Raw genomic sequence first — 17928 nt, 5'->3', positions numbered from 1 at the left:
ATTGATTGACCCTAAATAAAACTGTAATTGTATCATAATTAAAATCTATTAGCTAACTAAAATAAAATCTCACTTTAAACAATTTAATTCTACCTTAAGACAATAAAGTCTCAAAAAGTCACACCATATTATAACTAACACAAAAAACATGTCTCGTTAAAGCATATTATTTAACTTAAGCTAAGTAATAATTCACATACTGCACATACCACTTTCTCTACTTGTAAACTAATTAAAATTTATCATAAAATATATAAGTGATAAACAAAAAAACAGCTAAACAAAATTCTGCTTAGCTGCTTTATTAATTTTACCTACTTAATTGAATCTGTTTAACTTCTTTAGCTTTTAATATACTTGAATTTCTTATCTTTAACTGCTGTTTCCTTATTCCATTGCTCTCATTAATCTCAATTAAAAGCACTTGTTTATCAGATAAAGTAAACTGATCAAACATAAAGACATTGTCTTGTTTACTTTGATTATTTATAGTTTGAAAATCAACATAGCTTCTAATTGGTTTTAAAGCCACTTCTTGAATGGTAGTACGTTTAGTAGTTTTTCTATCTTTTATTTTAAAGCTAACATAGTCTAGCTTATATGGTAAATTGCTTTTGTTGTTAATAGAAAGATGAAAGTAAAATTTACCATCTTGAATATAGATACTCTTTAATCTTGCTTCTACCCCGTAGCTTTTGCTTTTAATATTTAGCTCTTTTTTATTTTTCTTGATAATTGCTTTCATAAAAAGCTCTACTAGACTTACACTCGTAGTTCCTAAATCTTTAAATAAGACTTTGCTTTGCTGTTTATTTACTTGTTTTTCAAACTTAATTAAATCATAGCTCAGTTGTATTGGCTCTTTATTGTAGGTAACATCAAAACTATAGTATTTGCCATCGTTTGTAATAACGGTAAAATTTGTATCAGTGATATCTTCTTTTATAGTTTTTAGTCGAAGTACATTAGAGGTAGCCTCTACCTTACTAGCTATAATCTCTTGACTACCTAAGTCTACATACTCAATACTACTTGGAAACAGTATATGAGTTGTTTTGTTTTGGGTGAGCTCAATTTCATAAGGAGTTACCTCTGCTTTTGAAAGGTTTATAGATTGATTCCTATTTTGAGCGGTTATTGTGTTTACTGTTATTAAACACAATAGTATATATTGAATAAATGTTTTCATAATGATTTGTTTTGCCTAATTATTAATTATTATTCTTTGGGAACAAGAAACAGTTCTTGTCCTTGTTTTAAAGTTACCCTTTGAGCTTTTATTTTCTTTGAAAAGTAACCTGACATCCCTTGAATGAGTCCTTTGGTTAAATCTGTTGCTATTTGATCTGAAGCAGATTTACTCATCGAGATACTCGTTCCAGCTGTTTGTCCCATATTAGCGATGATCTCTTTTGAAGCGCTTATCTCTTGAAGGTCTAATACCTCAAGCCCTTTCTGTCCATAGTTATCATAACCAATAAGCTCTGTTTCTATAATACTATCACCGATTTTAATAGAGTTTACACTAAGCTCTAATCTAGCGTTACTAATCTTTACTTTAGCAATCAGCGTACTTTTCTCAGGTAGTAAAACTCCATTTATCATAATGCTTTCTAAGAGTTTTAGTTTGATGTAACCTTCGTTTATAATTGTCTGATCTTCTTTAATGCTGACTCTTATACTATTTTTATGAGTTTGCACTTTACCCTCTCCTGCTGCTGTATAAAAGGTTGGATTATTTTCAAGATTAATAGGTAAGAAATCCTGTAAACTCATCGGTTTTACAAGTGAAGAGACAATATCTTTATTTGTTTTATCAAGCACTGTTATAGCATGTTTTTTACTTGAAATTGTTTTAGCGTTTGTAGTCTCATTTGAAGGCGATAATTCAGTTTGGTTTTGACCTGTTGGTAAATACTTTGCTGCCATCTGAAAAGACTTTTCCATAAGCTCTAATTGACCATCCATTGTAATAGACGTTGGAGTTTCTTTTTCTTTTAATTGTTTCTCTAACTCTTCTATTTGCTTTTTAAGCTTATCAGTTTCAGGATTTTCAGTACTACTATAAAAACTACTCAGCACCTCTTGGCTTTGCTTATAATTCTCGTAAGACCTCTGATAAGGCGTGTAAGTTGGCTCCTCGTTGTAATCTTTGTGATTATAAGTAATATTAGGCTCTTCTTGAGACTCATTCCAATAATCAGCTAAGGAGTTAATCTGATTTTCATTTTCCTGCTTTTTCTGCTCCCATAGCTCTTTTTCATAAGCTTTAACCTTATCTGTTGGCATCCCCTGTGTTATCGCCTCTGGAACGGAATCATTGTGAGTAATAAACTCTTTGTCTTCTGGTTTGAATAAAAGATACATTGCCCCTAAAAACACAATCCCCATTAAAGTAAAGACAATGTGCTTTTTATGTTTTTCAACGATGCCTTGCAGTACCTTATTTTCTTTGGGTACTTTTTCTATTTTGTGGGTTTTATCTGATTGATTGTAGTTCATACTTATTGGGTTTTAAAGGTGTTTGTAATTCTATCTTTTGCCTATCAAGCAAATACTTTACAGGTTTGATATTGTACTGTTTCTCTTGATTATCTGATGTTAGTTTAGAACTAAAACTTGTCTTTACAATAAAAAAGCAAATAAGGCTGTAGAGTGTAAAAGAGGCAAGTAATAAAGCTCGTTGCCTTTTTATTGAGAGGTTATTCCAATAGGTCTGTAGCCTACTACAATAGCTATGTCTTAAAAGTTGTAACTTATTCATAGATTAGTTTTTTAGCGTTTAACAACTTCTAAGTCTTTGTTCTCTACAACAGTAAACTTTTCAATAATAAACCCCTGAGGGTTATTATCAGACCTTACCGCAGATATAAGCTGGCTACTTGTTATAAGATTTCTTTTGGTTAGATTACTTGATCTGATGATATACTGGGTGGCATAGGTCATGGTTTTATAGGGATAGGCATTAAAATCTATTTTAATACTATCTACCTCAACTCGTTGCTGGATATTCCCTGAGATTACCCGGCTGTAATACCCTTTTTCAAGTAAGTCTTTATAGTAATTAAAAGCGGTTTTATCAGAAAGGTTAAAGGCTCTTTGCATATTACTCTCTATAGCTGCCTTCTCAGGTGAGAGTGTAAAGAAAAGCTCGTGAAAACGTCTTACGTGTTCTCTTGCCTCTACTGGCCGGTTTATACTTGCGTCTTGAGAAAGGGCAAGCATAAGGGATTTGCCTTTATCAAGCACGTAGATCTTCTCTCGTTGCTCTTTAGCAAAATCATAGCTTTTATAAATAGTAAACCCAACTACTAAAAGACAAACCGATGCAAATACAATAGCGTAGAGCCTTATCTGTTTAAAGCTGTTTTCTATATTTCGAAGTGATTTAAATTCCATAATACTTTATTTTTTGATTAGTTGTCCTGAAATATTACCTACTGTTGCCCCTGCTCCTGCCGTGGCCATATTACCAGTAGTTGATACAGTCTTATTCATATTACGCATAAAGTTTCCTGCTCCACCTGCTTGAATTACCCATCCTGTTACTGTAGGAATAGTAAAATATCCAACAATACCAATGATCATAAAAATCGCATAAGCAGTATTAGAGGTATCAGGGACAAAACTTGGATCTGAAAGCATCTGCATATCTCTTTCGATAATTAACACTTGAATCTTAGCGAGCATACTACTAAATAGATCTGCTACTGGAAGCCAGAGATACACGCTTATGTACCGTGTGAGCCACTGGGTAAGTGTTGATTCAAAACCACTCCATATCGAGATAGCAAAGGCAATTGGACCAAGTATGGACAGCACTACCAAAAAGAAAGTCCGAATCGTATCAATAACAAGAGCCGCAGCTTGAAAGAGCATTTCTAATATCTCTCTAAAACCATCTCTTAGATTTTTTTGAAAATCATATTGCCATTTCTCTAAATACATACCTGTCATCGCTGCTAAATCAGATGGAGACCACCCAAGCTCATCAAGCTTTTTATCAAACTCTTCGTCTGAAACTAAATAGGCTGTCTCTGGATTTCGTAGCATTGCCTGTTTTTCTAAAACATCTTTTTTCTGCTGTAAAGAAGTCATATCAATCACTTGACGCTCTAATATCTGATGTGTTCCTTTAACTACAGGACTAAGCACTGCGTTTAATGTTCCAAGAACAAGGGTTGGAAAAAACATGATACAGATGCCCAAAGCAAACGGTCTGAGCATTGGATAAACATCAATAGGCTCGGCTCTAGCTAAGGCTTGCCATACTTTAATGCCAATGTAAAAAAGAGCACCAAGGCCTGCTAGACTTTTAGACATCCCTGCCATCTGGGCCGATAGTGGCATCATATCGTAATAAAGACTTTGAAGTACCTCATGTAAATTATCACTTGCCATAACTACCAGTATTTTTGATTCGAGTTACCATATAAATCAAATACCCTTTGGGTATTGCTTTTCTTTTTGGCTCTTAAGATGCTAATACCTATATTTTTTCTGGTATAATAACTAACAAGACTGTGGTAGTTTTTAACCTGTATATAAAGCCTATCTATAATATCCATGCGCTCTTTATCATTTAAAGAAAGGCTTGAGGGACTTATAATTTGCTTAAGCTCTTTTAAAAGCTCGGTGCTCTCACCAAGTAAAATAGAATAGCCATTTGCTATAGCCACTAGCTCCTGTGGTGAAAAATTAGTATCGTTTAGCATCTTGCCAAAGTTTTTGACATATAGCTCTGAGACCTCTGCCACTAAAAGCACTGTTTGTTGCACTTTCCTTGCGTCCTTAACAAGATTGTTTACCCCTTGAAGCTTATCATAATACTCTTTACCTTGGTTGTAAACTTTCTCTACTTGTTTAAAATTTTTAATTACATTTTCAACCGTAGCCGATGTTTGTATAATTTCATTGGCGCTATTAACAATGCTTTGAGCAAAGTTTCCTGGGTCATATACTGTCCACTGTGAGTGTCCTTTTATAGGTAGAATAAATAGCATAGCTATAATCCCTATTTGATATAGTTTTTTCATTGTAATAAATTTTAAAGATTGTTTTATTTTGAAGAAAATTAGGCAATAGTATCACCCTTGTCTTTTTTATCTTGTACAAGACGCTTTATAGCCATCTCTACGTTACCCTTGAGCTCTTTAGCCAGATTCATAACCTGTAATTTTTCAGTCTCCTCTGTGGTGTAAGCTAAATATTCACTGTAACTCACTTCTGTTGCATACACACCGGAGTGAGTTCCTCCAAGACCAATCCACACCTCTTTGTAAAGTCGGTTTGGATTGTTGTTTAAATTAATCGATAAGATTTGGGCTTTTTCTTTGTCAGTAAGGCCAAGCATCGTTTGTATATCATCAAACTTATTCATGTATTTGCGCTGATCAAGAAGGATCTTACAGTCGGAATTATTGATAATACTCTCCTTTACAATCGGAGATTGAATGATATCATCCACCTCTTGCGTTACCACAATTGCCTCTCCAAAGAACTTTCTAACGGTCTTAAATAAATACTTTAAGTAATCGGCCATCCCTTCTTTAGCTATAGCCTTCCAAGCCTCTTCAATTAAGATTAATTTGCGCTGACCTTTAAGCCTACGCATCTTATTTATAAATACCTCCATAATGATTATTGTCACTATGGGAAAAAGAATCTTGTGATCCTTTATCGCGTCAATTTCAAAAACGATAAAGCGTTTATTGAGTAAATCAAGCTCGCTTTCTGAGTTTAATAAATAGTCGTATTCGCCTGCTTTATAGTAGGGTTCAAGCACATTTAAAAAGTTATAAAGATCAAAGTCTTTTTCTCTAACCTTTTTGTGTTCTAACTCAGCTTTGTAATCTGTTTTGATATATTCATAGAAAGTATTGAAACTCGGTTTTACATCGCTATTTTGAAGTTTTTGGATATACCCACTAACGGCGTTTGAAAGCGCTACTTCCTCCGATCTTAAAGGGGGCTGGTCATCCCGCTTCCAAAGCGTTAAGATAAGAGTCTTAATACTCTCTCTTTTTTCAATATCAAATACCCCATCATCGGTATAAAAAGGATTAAAAGCAATTGGGTTTTCCTCGGTGTAGGTAAAATACAGCCCATCCTCGCCATTGGTTTTTCCTTTAATCAGCTCGCATAACCCTTGATAAGAGTTCCCTGTATCAACTAAAAGCACGTGGGCGTTTTGCTCATAGTACTGCCGTAACATATGATTGGTAAAAAAGCTCTTACCACTTCCCGAGGGTCCCAAGATAAATTTGTTTCGATTAGTGATAATTCCCTTTTTCATCGGTAGATCTGAAATATCTAAGTGAATTGGTTTACCAGTTAAGCGATCTGCCATCTTTATCCCAAAGGGAGAAAGTGAGTTTTGATAGTTGGTCTCCCCCGCAAAAAAGCAAAGTGCAGGTTCAATGAAGCTGTAAAAGCTCTCTTCACTTGGAAAATCCCCGCTATTCCCTGGCATACCTGCCCAGTAAAGCGCTGGAGCATCCACTGTATTGTGTCTTGGCACACACTCCATGGAAGCAATTGCGCTTCCTGTATCGTTTTTAATCTGTTTAAGCTCACTTGAATTATCAGACCATGCCATTACATTAAAGTGAGCTTTAATAGATGTTAATCCTTTACTATGAGCCTCATTTAAGTATTCTTCTATCCACTGCTTGTTTATTTGATTAGCTCTGCTGTATCTGGCAAGGGAATGCATATTTTTAGCTGACTTCTCAAATTGCTTTAAATTAGAATCACTATCTTCAATAAACAAATACTGATTATAGATGTGATTACAGTTTAAAAGAAGTCCAACTGGCGAGGCAAACGATAAAGTCATACTGCTTTTATCGGTTGATAGCTTTTCATAGCGTGATAAATAAGACACCTCAGTAGGCAGATCATCTGTACTTGATAAAGTGTGCATAGAAATACGATTATCTCCTACTCTAACCTCCTCTGCGCTGATGGCAATATCCTGAAGACTTCCTCTTTTACTTGGACTTAGCGTCAGATACTGCTCCAAGAGTCCACTTTTATCCTCTGAACCTATGATATCCCCTTCAGATAGTTTAATTAAGCTTATTAGACCGCTATCATTAACAATCTTTTCAAGCTGAGTTGTTGCCTCTAAAAAGCTTTGAATAGTGTCTTTATCTCTGATCTGTTTTGGAATGAGTTCTCCTTTTGTAAGGGATGAAAAGTTACTCTGGCTTTTTATTCGCTCCTTGGTAGTTTTTGTGATAAATAAATAACAACTGTGATTCAAATAGGGACGCTCGTTAAAATGCCTTTCAAAACTTCTGCTTAAATAACTCTGCTCTGCGTCTTTAAAATCAGCCTTATAACTCTGTTTTACAAACCAATCCTGTTTGTGAATCACAGTAAACTCCGGAAGGGTTTTAATAGCCTTATGCCACACGCTGTGAATGGTCTCATACTCTTTGTCTGAGATGGTAAATATCTCAGGTAAGATAACCTTGTAACAAACCGTTATATCTGCTTGTTTGGAGACAATACAATTGTTCTCTACCGATAGAATCGGAAACATTCTCTCTAAAGTGTTTGTCTTAGCTGTATTTCTCATAGTGTCTTAACTTTAAGTTTCTATTGAAATACGCTCTAAAATCCTTCCTTGAGATAATATACTTTGGAAAATATTTCCTGGCTTGAATTTTCATAAGACCATACTGAGCGTATTTCTTATTTAGTGAAAACACCTTATAGACAAGATAGCCTGATATGCCAAGGCCAAGGGTTAAACAAATAAAATTATTTACCCCTGCCATATACAAAACCATAACAAGAATTAAATCAGCCAATAGTCCTCCCGCAAAATAAAACAAGTACTGCGCCTTGAGGCCTTTAAATTCTACGCTTGCTCCAATACCTTTATTGATACTATACTTTTTCATAAGCGTAGCTTTTAAAGGAAAAATGAACGTAGAATCGTTGCTGCTACAATTAAAAAGATACAAGCTCCAAACCAGCTTGCAGCTGTCTTGCTTGTATCGGGATCACCACTTGAGAATTTGTTGTAGACCTTTACCCCTCCTATTAAACCAACTACAGCTCCAATAGCATAGATAAGTTTAGTGGCTGGATCAAAATAAGAAGTAACCATTTGGGTGGCTTCTGTGATTCCTGCAACTCCATTTCCTTGAGCAAAATTTCGATACTGAATCAGTAAAGAAATTACTGAAATAAAAAATACTTTTTTTTTCATAATATGACTTTTAAAATTACTTTATCAAGTAGTTTACTTGATATTTCATTGAATTTGCTTAAAAAAACAAAGTCTATTATTTTATGACAAAAAAAGAGGCTACTTGTCTTAAAAGGACTCAAAAATATAGTAGTTCAGCGCCAATAATATAAAATACTACCAAGGTGATTTTCTAATTAATCACAAAACTCAAATTTGATTCATCTTATCATTAATATAAGATGATGGTGACTCTCCTATAATTTTTTTAAATGTAAGAGTAAACCTACTATGGGAAGTAAAGCCGCATTTATCTGCCAAATAACTAATCTTATATTTAAGATATTCAGGTTTATTATCTAAACAATCTATGATATAATAAATACGTAATTCATTAATATAATTGGCAAAATCTTTTTGCTCATGTTTATTAATCACGTGAGATAAATAACGATGATTGATTCCAAATTCAACTGCAACATAATTTAAAGAAATCTGCTTATTTAAATATTGTTTGTTCTTTTCAAATGTCTTAAGCTTTCTTAAAATATATTGTTCTGTTTCTTTGGGCATATAATTCTTTTGATGTTTTATACTTTCCTTTATCCTTAGTTGTTTACTTTCTTGTTTTCTTTCCTTCTTTATATTATTGTTTAATTTTAATAATTGATCATACCTTTTGTCTTTTTTTCTAAATGTATTAGATAGAGCTGCTGTAAAAAAAACACCTGTATAATATATAAAAACAATAATAGAGGGATATGAACTATCAACTTGATTATTACCTACAGAATTATCCTTATACAAGACAAGCATTCGCTGTTTATAATCCTCTAGTAATTGGAGATATGATACTTTTTTAGTGGTTAAATTTTTAAGGGTTGTTTTGTTGTTTTGTTGTGTTCTCATTATTCTTTACTTTATAAAACTCACGCTATTGTAAAAAACAACTTTCTTTTGCTTTCATTAAATTATAATTATACCTTTTAAATCTATTCTTTTGTCAATAGAAATAAATAATACATACTTGGCTTATTTAATAAAAGTGGCTACAAAAGAGAGTCATTATTCTATATGCATTTACTGCAAGAAAATATTGAGTAGTGAATTTGATTTATATTTTTTTCATTGATAATATTAACATTATCTAATTCTATTTTCATTACATTGTTAAAAGTAATTTCTATTATAAAAAAAACATAAAAACAAGGGTGGACATCAGGGTGGACATTTTACAACACACTGAAATAGAATGAATTAAAAAACAAACAAAAGCATAAAAAAAAACAAAAACTTTCATATGTCATCAATATTAAATATACAGATAACCATTAAATATGACTAAAAAAACAAATAAGATTTTAAATCGAAAAAGAAGACTTATTAGTTTTCTTCTTTAAGTCGACTAATAAATTGAGAAGGGGACTCTCCTACTACTTTTTTAAAAGTAATAGTAAATCTACTATGTGAAGCAAAACCACTTTGCTCTGCTAAATAACTTATTTTATAAAGTAAATAATCAGAGTTATCATAAAGACATTTTACGATATATTTAATGCGTAATTCGTTAATATAACTCGTGAATTCTTTTTGTTTATATTTATTAACTACATAAGACAAATACCGATGATTACAACCAAATTGACCAGCTAGTACACTAAGTGAAATATCTTTATCTAAAAATCCCTTTTGTTTTTCAAATATTTCTATACGCTCTAAAATAAAGTCTTCCATGTCCTTAGACATGTATTCTTTATCAACTTCTTCTTGCTCTTCTTCGAATTCTTGATTATAATCCTCTTTAGAAACTAATAAGGCATTTGGTCTGTTTTTTATACATAGTTTTAAAAAAAAATACTTAGATATATCACTCCCTTTAATGAAAAAAAGAAAAAGTAGAGAAAAAGATAAAATCATCAAACCCCACTGTGCATAATACATTTGCCTTTTGTGTTGTTTATTGATTAAAACTTCCTTTTCATACATGGAGTGAACAAGCTTATTATTTATTGTATTTCGCTTGTAGTGTTCATCTTCTTTAAGTTTTAAATAAGTTTCAGCAAACACTATATACTCCTTGTCACTTCCGGTCTGCTTGTAATAGTCTAAAAGTGAACGTCCAACTTGTAATTTTAAATCAAAAAAGCTAGATTCCTGAGCTATATTCCATGCATTATTAAAATAAGTTAAGGCACTTTTATAATCTCTTTTTTCTAGAAAGACCTTTCCTAGTCCTTCATATATAAAGCCTCTAAGAGCACTACTGGAAGAATTAGAAGTACTGAGATCTAAGTCTGCTTTTTTTAAATAAGCAAAAGCAGAATCAACTTGCTGCTTGAGTAAGTAATTTTTTGCAATTAATTCATTATTAATAGCATATAAGAATTTTTTATCTATATCTCCTTTAATGAGTTCATAAAGTGTAAAACCTTCCTTTAAGTAAGAAATTGCTTTGGAATAGTTCTCCTCTTCCATTTCATAATAAGCTAATTCTTGTTTTGTATTTCCAATAAATCGAAACTTATCATCACTTTCGGGAATTCTTTGGCTATAGTTGATACCTTTTTCCAATGCTATTTTGCCTAAACCACTAAGTCCATTTTCTCTATATAAAGTTGATAAGGTGCCATTAATGCGCGACAAAAAACCATAATCTCTCTCATTATAAGCAATACTATCAGCTTTTTTTAAACTAACGATAGCCTCATCTCTTATTCCACTTTGACGAAATAGTTGAGTCTTTAAAAGATAAGTTTTTATTTTTTGCTGATTGGTCTCAGAAATACTCAATAGATACTCAGATTGATAAATAGCCCTATCTATATCTGTACATAACAAATCTTGTTGTATCTCATTATAGGTTTTATCGTATAAATACTGTTGACCATATGTGTTTTTTACACTAATTATAATTAAAAAAAGATATAATAATATGCCTCTCATGCAATGTTTTCTTTAAACAATCTCACCAATTATAATTAAACCCAAGCTAAAATATGTATTACTATATCTAATTATTTGTTTCATTTTCTTTATTCTATATGGATTTGGTAAAAAATTAAAGGTCCATATTACTATAGACCTTTTAGTGCGTTTTATTCTGTTAAATTAATAAGCAAAATTACTAAAAGATTCAATACTAAAACTAAATCACAAAATGTACCTTATATTTTTAACTTTTGGTATTCTTTATGGATACTTTGAAGCTTTTAATTCGCATTTACATCTACTTTTAAAGTGTTTTTAAGCTGCTATAAGCTCTCTTTTAAATTCAATTGCCACTGCCAAGCTGTTAGTAAAGATTGCTCAATGGTAGTTGTAGCTTTCCAATCAAGTTCTTTCTCTGCTAGACTAGCATCAGCATATGCAATGGTAATATCACCCTCTCTACGTGGTCCTATCTTATAGTTTACCTTCTGCTTATTCACCTTTTCAAAAGTCTTAACAATTTCCAATACCGATGTTCCTCTACCTGTTCCTAAATTATAGATATCCAATAAACTCGTCTTATCCTCTTTTAATAATTTTAATAAAGCAGCCAAATGTGCTTTTGCTAAATCTCCCACATAAATATAATCTCTTACAGCAGTACCGTCAGCCGTAGTATAGTCATCTCCCCAAATATTCAGATAGTCGCGAATACCAGCTGCTGTCTGTAAAACAAAAGGAACTAGGTTATTAGGGACACCATTAGGAAGTTCGCCTAAAAGTCCACTTTTATGTGCTCCAATTGGGTTAAAATAACGCAATAAACAAGCTTTCTTATCATAGGCTTTTACGAAGTCTTCTATGATTTGTTCTCCCATTTGCTTGGTTTTTCCATAACTTGATTCACACATTTTTAATGGAGTTGATTCCCTTATAGGCATTTCTTTAGCCTGACCATAAACAGTACAAGAAGAACTGAATATAAGATGCTGCACATTATACTGTTTCATCATCATTAAAAGAGTAACTAAACCGTTAATATTATTATCGTAATATTCTAAAGGATTGGCTTGACTTTCACTTACAGATTTAAAAGCTGCAAAATGAATTACACCATTAAAAGCATGTTGATTAAAAACAAGATTTAGTACTTCTTTATTTTTTATATCTCCTTCATATAATTCTGGCATTGTACCAGTAATTTTTTCAATATTGTATAATACCTGTTTTTTAGAATTCGATAAATCATCGATTATAACTACCTCAAACCCTTGCTCTATTAGCTCCACCACCGTATGGGATCCAATATATCCTAAACCTCCTGTTACCAGAATCTTATTCATATTATTCTATTTTTAAATAATAGCCTTTGTTATTTTCTGCTCCTTCTACCATCTTTTTCACTCCACCATTTTTATCTTTCTTTATTTGATAAAGCTCTTCATAATCCTTTGTGTAATGTGCATCAGGGACCACATTGACATCAAAAGTAATCTCCAGCTTATCTCCTTTTAAAAAATTGCCATAAAGTGTAATATAATGCTCTACATAACCTATATTCTTAGTGCTATCATAGCTCAATATTAAATGTCCCTGGCTACCGGCAGGAATACTATTAACAGACGAACGCTTCAATGCTAAACAACCACAGGTTATAATAATATCATCTAATACAAATGGATGTTCTCCTACATTCTTTATTGGAAATACAATATCTAATTCCTGTCCTTGTACGATAGGATAATAATGGCGCTTATTATCAATAATCTCTAATGTAGTTTTCTTGTCTTTCATATCCCCACATGCGATAAAAAAAAGACTAAGGCACAAACCGCACAGTATTCTTAAACTTTGGCTCATATACTATATTTTTCTTAATTGTACTTCATCACAAGCTAGTATATTGCGATGTTCTTTTTGTTGTCTAATCACTTTTATCTCTATATGTTCTACCTGGCTTAAATCAAGTAAAACACTAGAGGTACCTACGTTTTCTTCTCTTGTCAAATCTTTATTCATTACCTGTGCAATCATCTTACCTGCCGCCCAAAACTCAACTCTCTCTGGTAGATAAAAGTTATGTTCCTCTTGTTGCAAAAAGCGGATAGTTATCCTGTGAGTACCTTCTAAAGATTGGGTAATAAAACGAAGGTGTAAGTCATCTAAACTACTGATGTACCAACCTATGTGATAATCCTGTTCGTATCCTATCTGAGCATCGTGTAACAAATCAGATTTTTCAAACCCCTCATCTTTTTTAGATAATATTTCAATAGACTTTCCTTTGAGAAGATTTTCATCATCATTGTCCTGATATATCTTCCTCCAAAATGCTATATATTTATCTAGTGAACCATTACTTTCTCTGTAATTAGATATAGTATAATTACTACTTTGCTCTAGCTGATCTATCCATTTTTTGACAATAGGCTTAACTTCTAATGAAAAGGGGTGCTCAATAGCATACCCGTATTGTTTTGACTTTTCATAATAGGCCAACTGAAATCTAGTAAAAGTTAAGGCTGTGTATAATTTTTTTAGTTGTACTTGTTCTTGTCCTTTTGCCTGTATTATCACTTTTTCTAATGCATCATAAAACTCTACAAATTGTATAGGATCACAATACACTTTTAAAATATCAGCAAAACCACTATACATACCATATTGTTTCGCCTTCTTCTTATATTGTTTTTCTAAACTGAGATAATAGGAAGTTAATAGTGAATGACTACTGGGGTAAAACTTTTTAAAATACTGCTCTACAAGTTTATCGATAGCTACATCTGCTCTTTTCATTAGTTGTCCAGCTACATAAGTTTTCACATCGTCAAAAGGCATATAGTCATATCCACTAGCATTGAGAAAGATTCCTTTTATCCCTAACTTTTTATAGAACTTCAACTGTTCTTGTAAACTATATAGAGTGGGAATAGGTGTAAGATAATCATCAAAATTAGCACAGTAGTCCCATATATAAATCTCACTTGTTTTCTGCTCCCAGCTGTAAAAATCTTCAATAAATTGTTTTGTAACAGGTTGCTTTTCATCTAATGTTATACCTTTAGGCAATTCAATAGTACTTAGTATTACCCCTGCATTACTTGCCATTGGTGCAGTTGGTATTGTACTAGTTGTACGATAAGCAGAAGTGAAGAAATGATGACCTTCAAAACAAGTAGCTAATTCATTAATAAAATTTACTACTGCAGATGATGCACTCTTACCAGTATTACCAGCAAGCAAGCACTGGTGACACTGACAAACAAGATTATTATCTTGAGGCATAATCATAAAATAATAAAAAACCGAAGTACTATCTCCATAATTATCATTGATATAAGAAGTAACATCAGCTAATAGCTCTTTAGAAGAAAAACACCATTGTCGACTATCCCTTTTTCCTTCTATTAAAGCATACATATTCTCATTGTGGTCTGTGATAACTTTGTTTAAGTTATGTCCCCATATTCCCCATTTTTCTTCCAGATTAGCATTAGCATTTATGGTTGCATAATCTTCTTGTAAATTAGGACTATAATGAGGATCTCTATATTTAAAATCAAATGAACTACAATGATCATAAAATTCAATTACTGCAGGATTTAGATCTTGAGAATTAATTCTGCTATCTTCTCTAGAAAGCGCTTCTATTAATTGATAGACCATCCATAGGGCTATATCATCGCTACGCACTTGTATTAGTAATCGATCAGCAGTATGACTAATACAATAATCATGTGATAAGTCCTGATCTATTTCAAACTGAATCTCTTTTTGGTTATCCTGCGCAGTACCGTTCAGACTAAAAATGGATTGATCACTTGAGCGTTTTACTAAATGATTATAAGTGTATTCTGCCCATAATTCCCCTTTCTCATTAGCACCCGTAATTATATATCCATGGGCTTTAAGTTTTGGTAATTCTTTAGTTCCGCACCCCAAAAGTACAAGAGAAAAAAGAAGTAAGCTATTTCTAAAAACCTTAAAAAGTAACATTCAAATTAAAATAGAGATTATATAGATTTCGATAGTTATTATCGCCTGCTTTATAGTTGTACCATGTACCTAATACTCCAAGAGAAACATTATGATAAACAATTCGTGAATATCCTGCTCCCACCATTGTATTAATTACCGAGAAACCATTATAGAACTTATAATCAATTAGTTCTACATCAGGTGAAGAACCAACTCCTGCCATGGCAGAAACATAGTTTTTCGGGGAACTTAAAAAGTACCTAGCATTAATAGAAAGATTATATAAATACTGATCATCAAAAACAAAATTATCTAGCTTAGCATTTAAACGAAACTTATCTAACTCTTTTGTCAGCCCAAGCACTACATTAAACAATCCTTGCTTATTAGAAGTGTTATCATCACTAACTTCTACTCTTCGATATCCAAGACCTACCTCTAACTCCATTGGAGTAAACAAGTTAATCTGTTTATACACAGACCCATTAATCGTGAATTTTGGAAAAAACTGATTTGCCAAGCCAACATTAAATCGAGATGACCATTTATTATTATAAGTATGTGACCATTCTAATTGTCCTTGAATTCCTTTTCCTTGATCTCTTCCTGCGTAATTAGCTCTACCAGTATAAGTATTCTTATCCCCTAAATAACTATATTGAAAAGAAGACACAGTACTGATATGATCACTATCAGCAAAGCGACTACGCAAATGTTCTATTCCCACTTCATTGCGATAACTCTTATAGTTTAAATAGTTTAAATGTTGTTTAAACTCTGCGATTTCTAATGGCGATACATCATAATTCTGCTGATATAAGTAAGCTTGGTCGTAGCGTTTTAATTTTTCCAATACAAGCCCTTTAGTATAGAGCAATGTTTTATCTTCTGTTGAATAAAGTAAACCTGTATCTATAATTTCCAGTGCTTTTTCAGCTTCATTTTCTTTTAATAACACTAAAGTGTATTTCTCTGTTGCTTGTGCAAAAGCATCTATTAAATTCTTATGATATGGATTATTCTTTAATTCTCTATGTAGATCCTCATAAACTATTTGGGTAGTAGATTTATCTATAATATTTAATTCAGCATCTTTTACTTTGAAGAAGACATCATCTGGATAATTACTACGTCCTTGCTTAATAAATTGCGCTAAAGCATTCTGATCTTTTACTTGATAAGCTAAATTAGCTCCATATTTCAAAGCTGATAAATTAACTGAATCAACTAGTAACCAACGGTTTACATACTGTAAACTCTCATTATAAAGAAACTCATCATTATAATATTTAATAATTTTGGTCATTAATTCACCATATCCCTCTAGATAATATAATTTCTGATTGTCATCCATCAATTTTAAAGCATCTTCATAAGCCGTAGCAGATTTATAGAAATTATTCTGCTTAAAATAAATGTCGGAACGTTTAAAGTATAAATCATAATTTGAAGGATTTTCCTCTATTAAATTATTAAGAGTATTAAGCGCATTACTATAATCACCTAAAGCCACATAAGATGTGTAAATACCGTTTTGAGCTATCTGATTCATTTCACTATCTCCATACTGACTCACTTGATACCAGTTAGCTATTGCCTGGTGATAGCGCAACTGCTCCATATTTGCTTTAGCTTCCATAAGCATTACCTGTACATAGGCTTCTCTTATCTCTTGGTCATTATTATACTGATAGAATAACTGCTTTGTTAAACTAGCTACTTTATCATTATTCCCTAAACGGTTATATACAAGTAGCTCTTTTAGTGCTAAATTCTTACTATCTCCTTTACTTTTGCGGTGTCGATCAATAGCAGTTAATGCTTGCTCATACTGTTGTCCACTAAATAAATGGTTAAACACATAATTAAAAGCCTCTTGATTTGAAGCATTTGCTTCAAACAACTTACCGTATAACGTAAAAGGATCTTTATCCTTAGCACTGCGAGCTGCCTCTAATAAATAGTAATTGTACTGAGCAGTTAATTGTTTCTGTTGCAAAAATGTCAATATTTCATCATAACGTTTTTGCTCTTGTAAAATACCTACCTTCTTATTAATCAATTCAATATTATCAGGAAAATACATTAATCCTCTTTCGCTGTAAGCTAAAGCATTATAATGATCTCCACTTTTTAAATAATCATTAATCACACTTAAATAATAATTCTGATTAGTTGGATTCTCTTGTACCAGACTCTTTGATAATACTAATGATTCTTCAATTTTGCCTTCTTGGCGTTTACTTGCAGCTTCAAGTTCTGTACTATATAAATAATCATTTTTTAACTGCTCATCATTTGGGTAGATTTGACTTATGCGTTTGCGAAGACGATTTGCTTCTATGTGATTTCCTTGCAACTCATATAACTCAACTTTCTTACGCCATAAGCCTTTCCAGTAAGGATTTACTTCCAGCAGTTCATTAACGTAGCAAATAGCACTAGAATAACGCTTTGACTCTGTCTCTACATTGACAAGTATTTGTTTTGCATCGACGTTATTTGGATTAATTTCTAATGCTTTGACAAGCTCATAACGCGCTTTGTCATATTGTTTTAAGTGGTGATAATATTTTCCCGAAAGCATCTTAAGATCAGAATCCTTAGAATTAACTTTTAACCCTTGATCGACAATCGTTTTTCCTGCTTCCCATTGACCTTTGCTAAACTGATTATTTGCTTTATGCACATAATCTTCTGAATAATCGAAGGTTATTGTCTGTCCGTAGGTAAAATGCCCCAAAAACAATAATGCAGTAGCTAAAATATAAGTTCTTAGCTCTATTTTTAAAAATCTCATCTTTCTTTTTTTGGAATTT

The 17928-nt window shown here is 32.3% G+C and carries 15 protein-coding genes; all 15 read right to left on the bottom strand.

Annotated features, from left to right (window positions below; all coding sequences use genetic code 11):
• Nucleotides 1-310 precede the first annotated feature (310 nt).
• The 15 genes from traN to RH98_RS06250 all read right to left on the bottom strand — a co-directional run bounded on the left by traN (nt 311) and on the right by RH98_RS06250 (nt 17909).
• Nucleotides 311-1189: a conjugative transposon protein TraN gene (traN, locus tag RH98_RS06315; protein ID WP_010251899.1), complete on the bottom strand. Its 879-nt coding sequence runs from the start codon at nt 1187-1189 to the stop codon at nt 311-313.
• Between the two features lie 29 nt (nt 1190-1218).
• Nucleotides 1219-2502 (bottom strand): conjugative transposon protein TraM, encoded by a 1284-nt coding sequence (traM, locus tag RH98_RS06310; RefSeq protein ID WP_010251896.1) that lies wholly within the window; start codon nt 2500-2502, stop codon nt 1219-1221.
• A complete protein-coding gene (locus RH98_RS15415; RefSeq protein WP_010251893.1) occupies nt 2480-2764 on the bottom strand; it encodes a hypothetical protein in 285 nt (94 codons plus the stop codon). The genes traM and RH98_RS15415 overlap by 23 nt, the downstream gene beginning before the upstream one ends.
• A gap of 11 nt (nt 2765-2775) precedes the next feature.
• Complete coding sequence (traK, locus tag RH98_RS06305; RefSeq protein ID WP_010251891.1) at nt 2776-3399, bottom strand: conjugative transposon protein TraK; 624 nt, start codon at nt 3397-3399, stop codon at nt 2776-2778.
• Nucleotides 3400-3405: 6 nt separating this feature from the next.
• Nucleotides 3406-4401 carry a conjugative transposon protein TraJ gene (traJ, locus tag RH98_RS06300; protein ID WP_010251888.1) on the bottom strand — a complete coding sequence of 332 codons (996 nt, stop codon included), beginning with the start codon at nt 4399-4401 and terminating at the stop codon, nt 3406-3408.
• 2 nt (nt 4402-4403) lie between these two features.
• Complete coding sequence (locus RH98_RS06295) at nt 4404-5036, bottom strand: DUF4141 domain-containing protein (protein WP_010251885.1); 633 nt, start codon at nt 5034-5036, stop codon at nt 4404-4406.
• 38 nt (nt 5037-5074) lie between these two features.
• Nucleotides 5075-7585 (bottom strand): TraG family conjugative transposon ATPase, encoded by a 2511-nt coding sequence (locus RH98_RS06290; RefSeq protein WP_010251884.1) that lies wholly within the window; start codon nt 7583-7585, stop codon nt 5075-5077.
• Nucleotides 7569-7913: a DUF4133 domain-containing protein gene (locus RH98_RS06285; RefSeq protein ID WP_010251881.1), complete on the bottom strand. Its 345-nt coding sequence runs from the start codon at nt 7911-7913 to the stop codon at nt 7569-7571. The genes RH98_RS06290 and RH98_RS06285 overlap by 17 nt, the downstream gene beginning before the upstream one ends.
• A gap of 11 nt (nt 7914-7924) precedes the next feature.
• Nucleotides 7925-8224: a DUF4134 domain-containing protein gene (locus tag RH98_RS06280; protein WP_010251878.1), complete on the bottom strand. Its 300-nt coding sequence runs from the start codon at nt 8222-8224 to the stop codon at nt 7925-7927.
• A gap of 189 nt (nt 8225-8413) precedes the next feature.
• On the bottom strand, nt 8414-9112 hold the full coding sequence (locus tag RH98_RS15215) for a helix-turn-helix domain-containing protein (RefSeq protein WP_010251875.1): 699 nt from the start codon (nt 9110-9112) through the stop codon (nt 8414-8416).
• Between the two features lie 474 nt (nt 9113-9586).
• Nucleotides 9587-11146 carry a helix-turn-helix domain-containing protein gene (locus RH98_RS15210; protein ID WP_010251873.1) on the bottom strand — a complete coding sequence of 520 codons (1560 nt, stop codon included), beginning with the start codon at nt 11144-11146 and terminating at the stop codon, nt 9587-9589.
• Between the two features lie 308 nt (nt 11147-11454).
• Nucleotides 11455-12474 (bottom strand): UDP-glucose 4-epimerase GalE, encoded by a 1020-nt coding sequence (gene galE, locus RH98_RS06265; RefSeq protein WP_010251871.1) that lies wholly within the window; start codon nt 12472-12474, stop codon nt 11455-11457.
• A 1-nt stretch (nt 12475) separates the two neighbouring features.
• Nucleotides 12476-12925 carry a DUF1573 domain-containing protein gene (locus RH98_RS06260; RefSeq protein ID WP_010251869.1) on the bottom strand — a complete coding sequence of 150 codons (450 nt, stop codon included), beginning with the start codon at nt 12923-12925 and terminating at the stop codon, nt 12476-12478.
• A 69-nt stretch (nt 12926-12994) separates the two neighbouring features.
• Complete coding sequence (locus RH98_RS06255) at nt 12995-15127, bottom strand: DUF4838 domain-containing protein (RefSeq protein WP_010251866.1); 2133 nt, start codon at nt 15125-15127, stop codon at nt 12995-12997.
• Nucleotides 15114-17909 carry a tetratricopeptide repeat protein gene (locus RH98_RS06250; protein WP_010251863.1) on the bottom strand — a complete coding sequence of 932 codons (2796 nt, stop codon included), beginning with the start codon at nt 17907-17909 and terminating at the stop codon, nt 15114-15116. Before RH98_RS06250 ends, RH98_RS06255 begins: the two co-directional genes overlap by 14 nt.
• Nucleotides 17910-17928: the final 19 nt, after the last annotated feature.

The organism is Myroides injenensis M09-0166 (genome assembly GCF_000246945.1).
Taxonomy (GTDB): domain Bacteria; phylum Bacteroidota; class Bacteroidia; order Flavobacteriales; family Flavobacteriaceae; genus Flavobacterium; species Flavobacterium injenense.
This window is presented reverse-complemented; position numbering and strand designations above follow the sequence as displayed.

Bases quoted from the DNA above. Each gene is read 5' to 3' on its own strand.
- traN (WP_010251899.1), bottom strand. From the start codon at position 1,189: ATGAAAACATTTATTCAATATATACTATTGTGTTTAATAACAGTAAAC.
- traM (WP_010251896.1), bottom strand. From the start codon at position 2,502: ATGAACTACAATCAATCAGATAAAACCCACAAAATAGAAAAAGTACCC.
- RH98_RS15415 (WP_010251893.1), bottom strand. From the start codon at position 2,764: ATGAATAAGTTACAACTTTTAAGACATAGCTATTGTAGTAGGCTACAG.
- traK (WP_010251891.1), bottom strand. From the start codon at position 3,399: ATGGAATTTAAATCACTTCGAAATATAGAAAACAGCTTTAAACAGATA.
- traJ (WP_010251888.1), bottom strand. From the start codon at position 4,401: ATGGCAAGTGATAATTTACATGAGGTACTTCAAAGTCTTTATTACGAT.
- RH98_RS06295 (WP_010251885.1), bottom strand. From the start codon at position 5,036: ATGAAAAAACTATATCAAATAGGGATTATAGCTATGCTATTTATTCTA.
- RH98_RS06290 (WP_010251884.1), bottom strand. From the start codon at position 7,585: ATGAGAAATACAGCTAAGACAAACACTTTAGAGAGAATGTTTCCGATT.
- RH98_RS06285 (WP_010251881.1), bottom strand. From the start codon at position 7,913: ATGAAAAAGTATAGTATCAATAAAGGTATTGGAGCAAGCGTAGAATTT.
- RH98_RS06280 (WP_010251878.1), bottom strand. From the start codon at position 8,224: ATGAAAAAAAAAGTATTTTTTATTTCAGTAATTTCTTTACTGATTCAG.
- RH98_RS15215 (WP_010251875.1), bottom strand. From the start codon at position 9,112: ATGAGAACACAACAAAACAACAAAACAACCCTTAAAAATTTAACCACT.
- RH98_RS15210 (WP_010251873.1), bottom strand. From the start codon at position 11,146: ATGAGAGGCATATTATTATATCTTTTTTTAATTATAATTAGTGTAAAA.
- galE (WP_010251871.1), bottom strand. From the start codon at position 12,474: ATGAATAAGATTCTGGTAACAGGAGGTTTAGGATATATTGGATCCCAT.
- RH98_RS06260 (WP_010251869.1), bottom strand. From the start codon at position 12,925: ATGAAAGACAAGAAAACTACATTAGAGATTATTGATAATAAGCGCCAT.
- RH98_RS06255 (WP_010251866.1), bottom strand. From the start codon at position 15,127: ATGTTACTTTTTAAGGTTTTTAGAAATAGCTTACTTCTTTTTTCTCTT.
- RH98_RS06250 (WP_010251863.1), bottom strand. From the start codon at position 17,909: ATGAGATTTTTAAAAATAGAGCTAAGAACTTATATTTTAGCTACTGCA.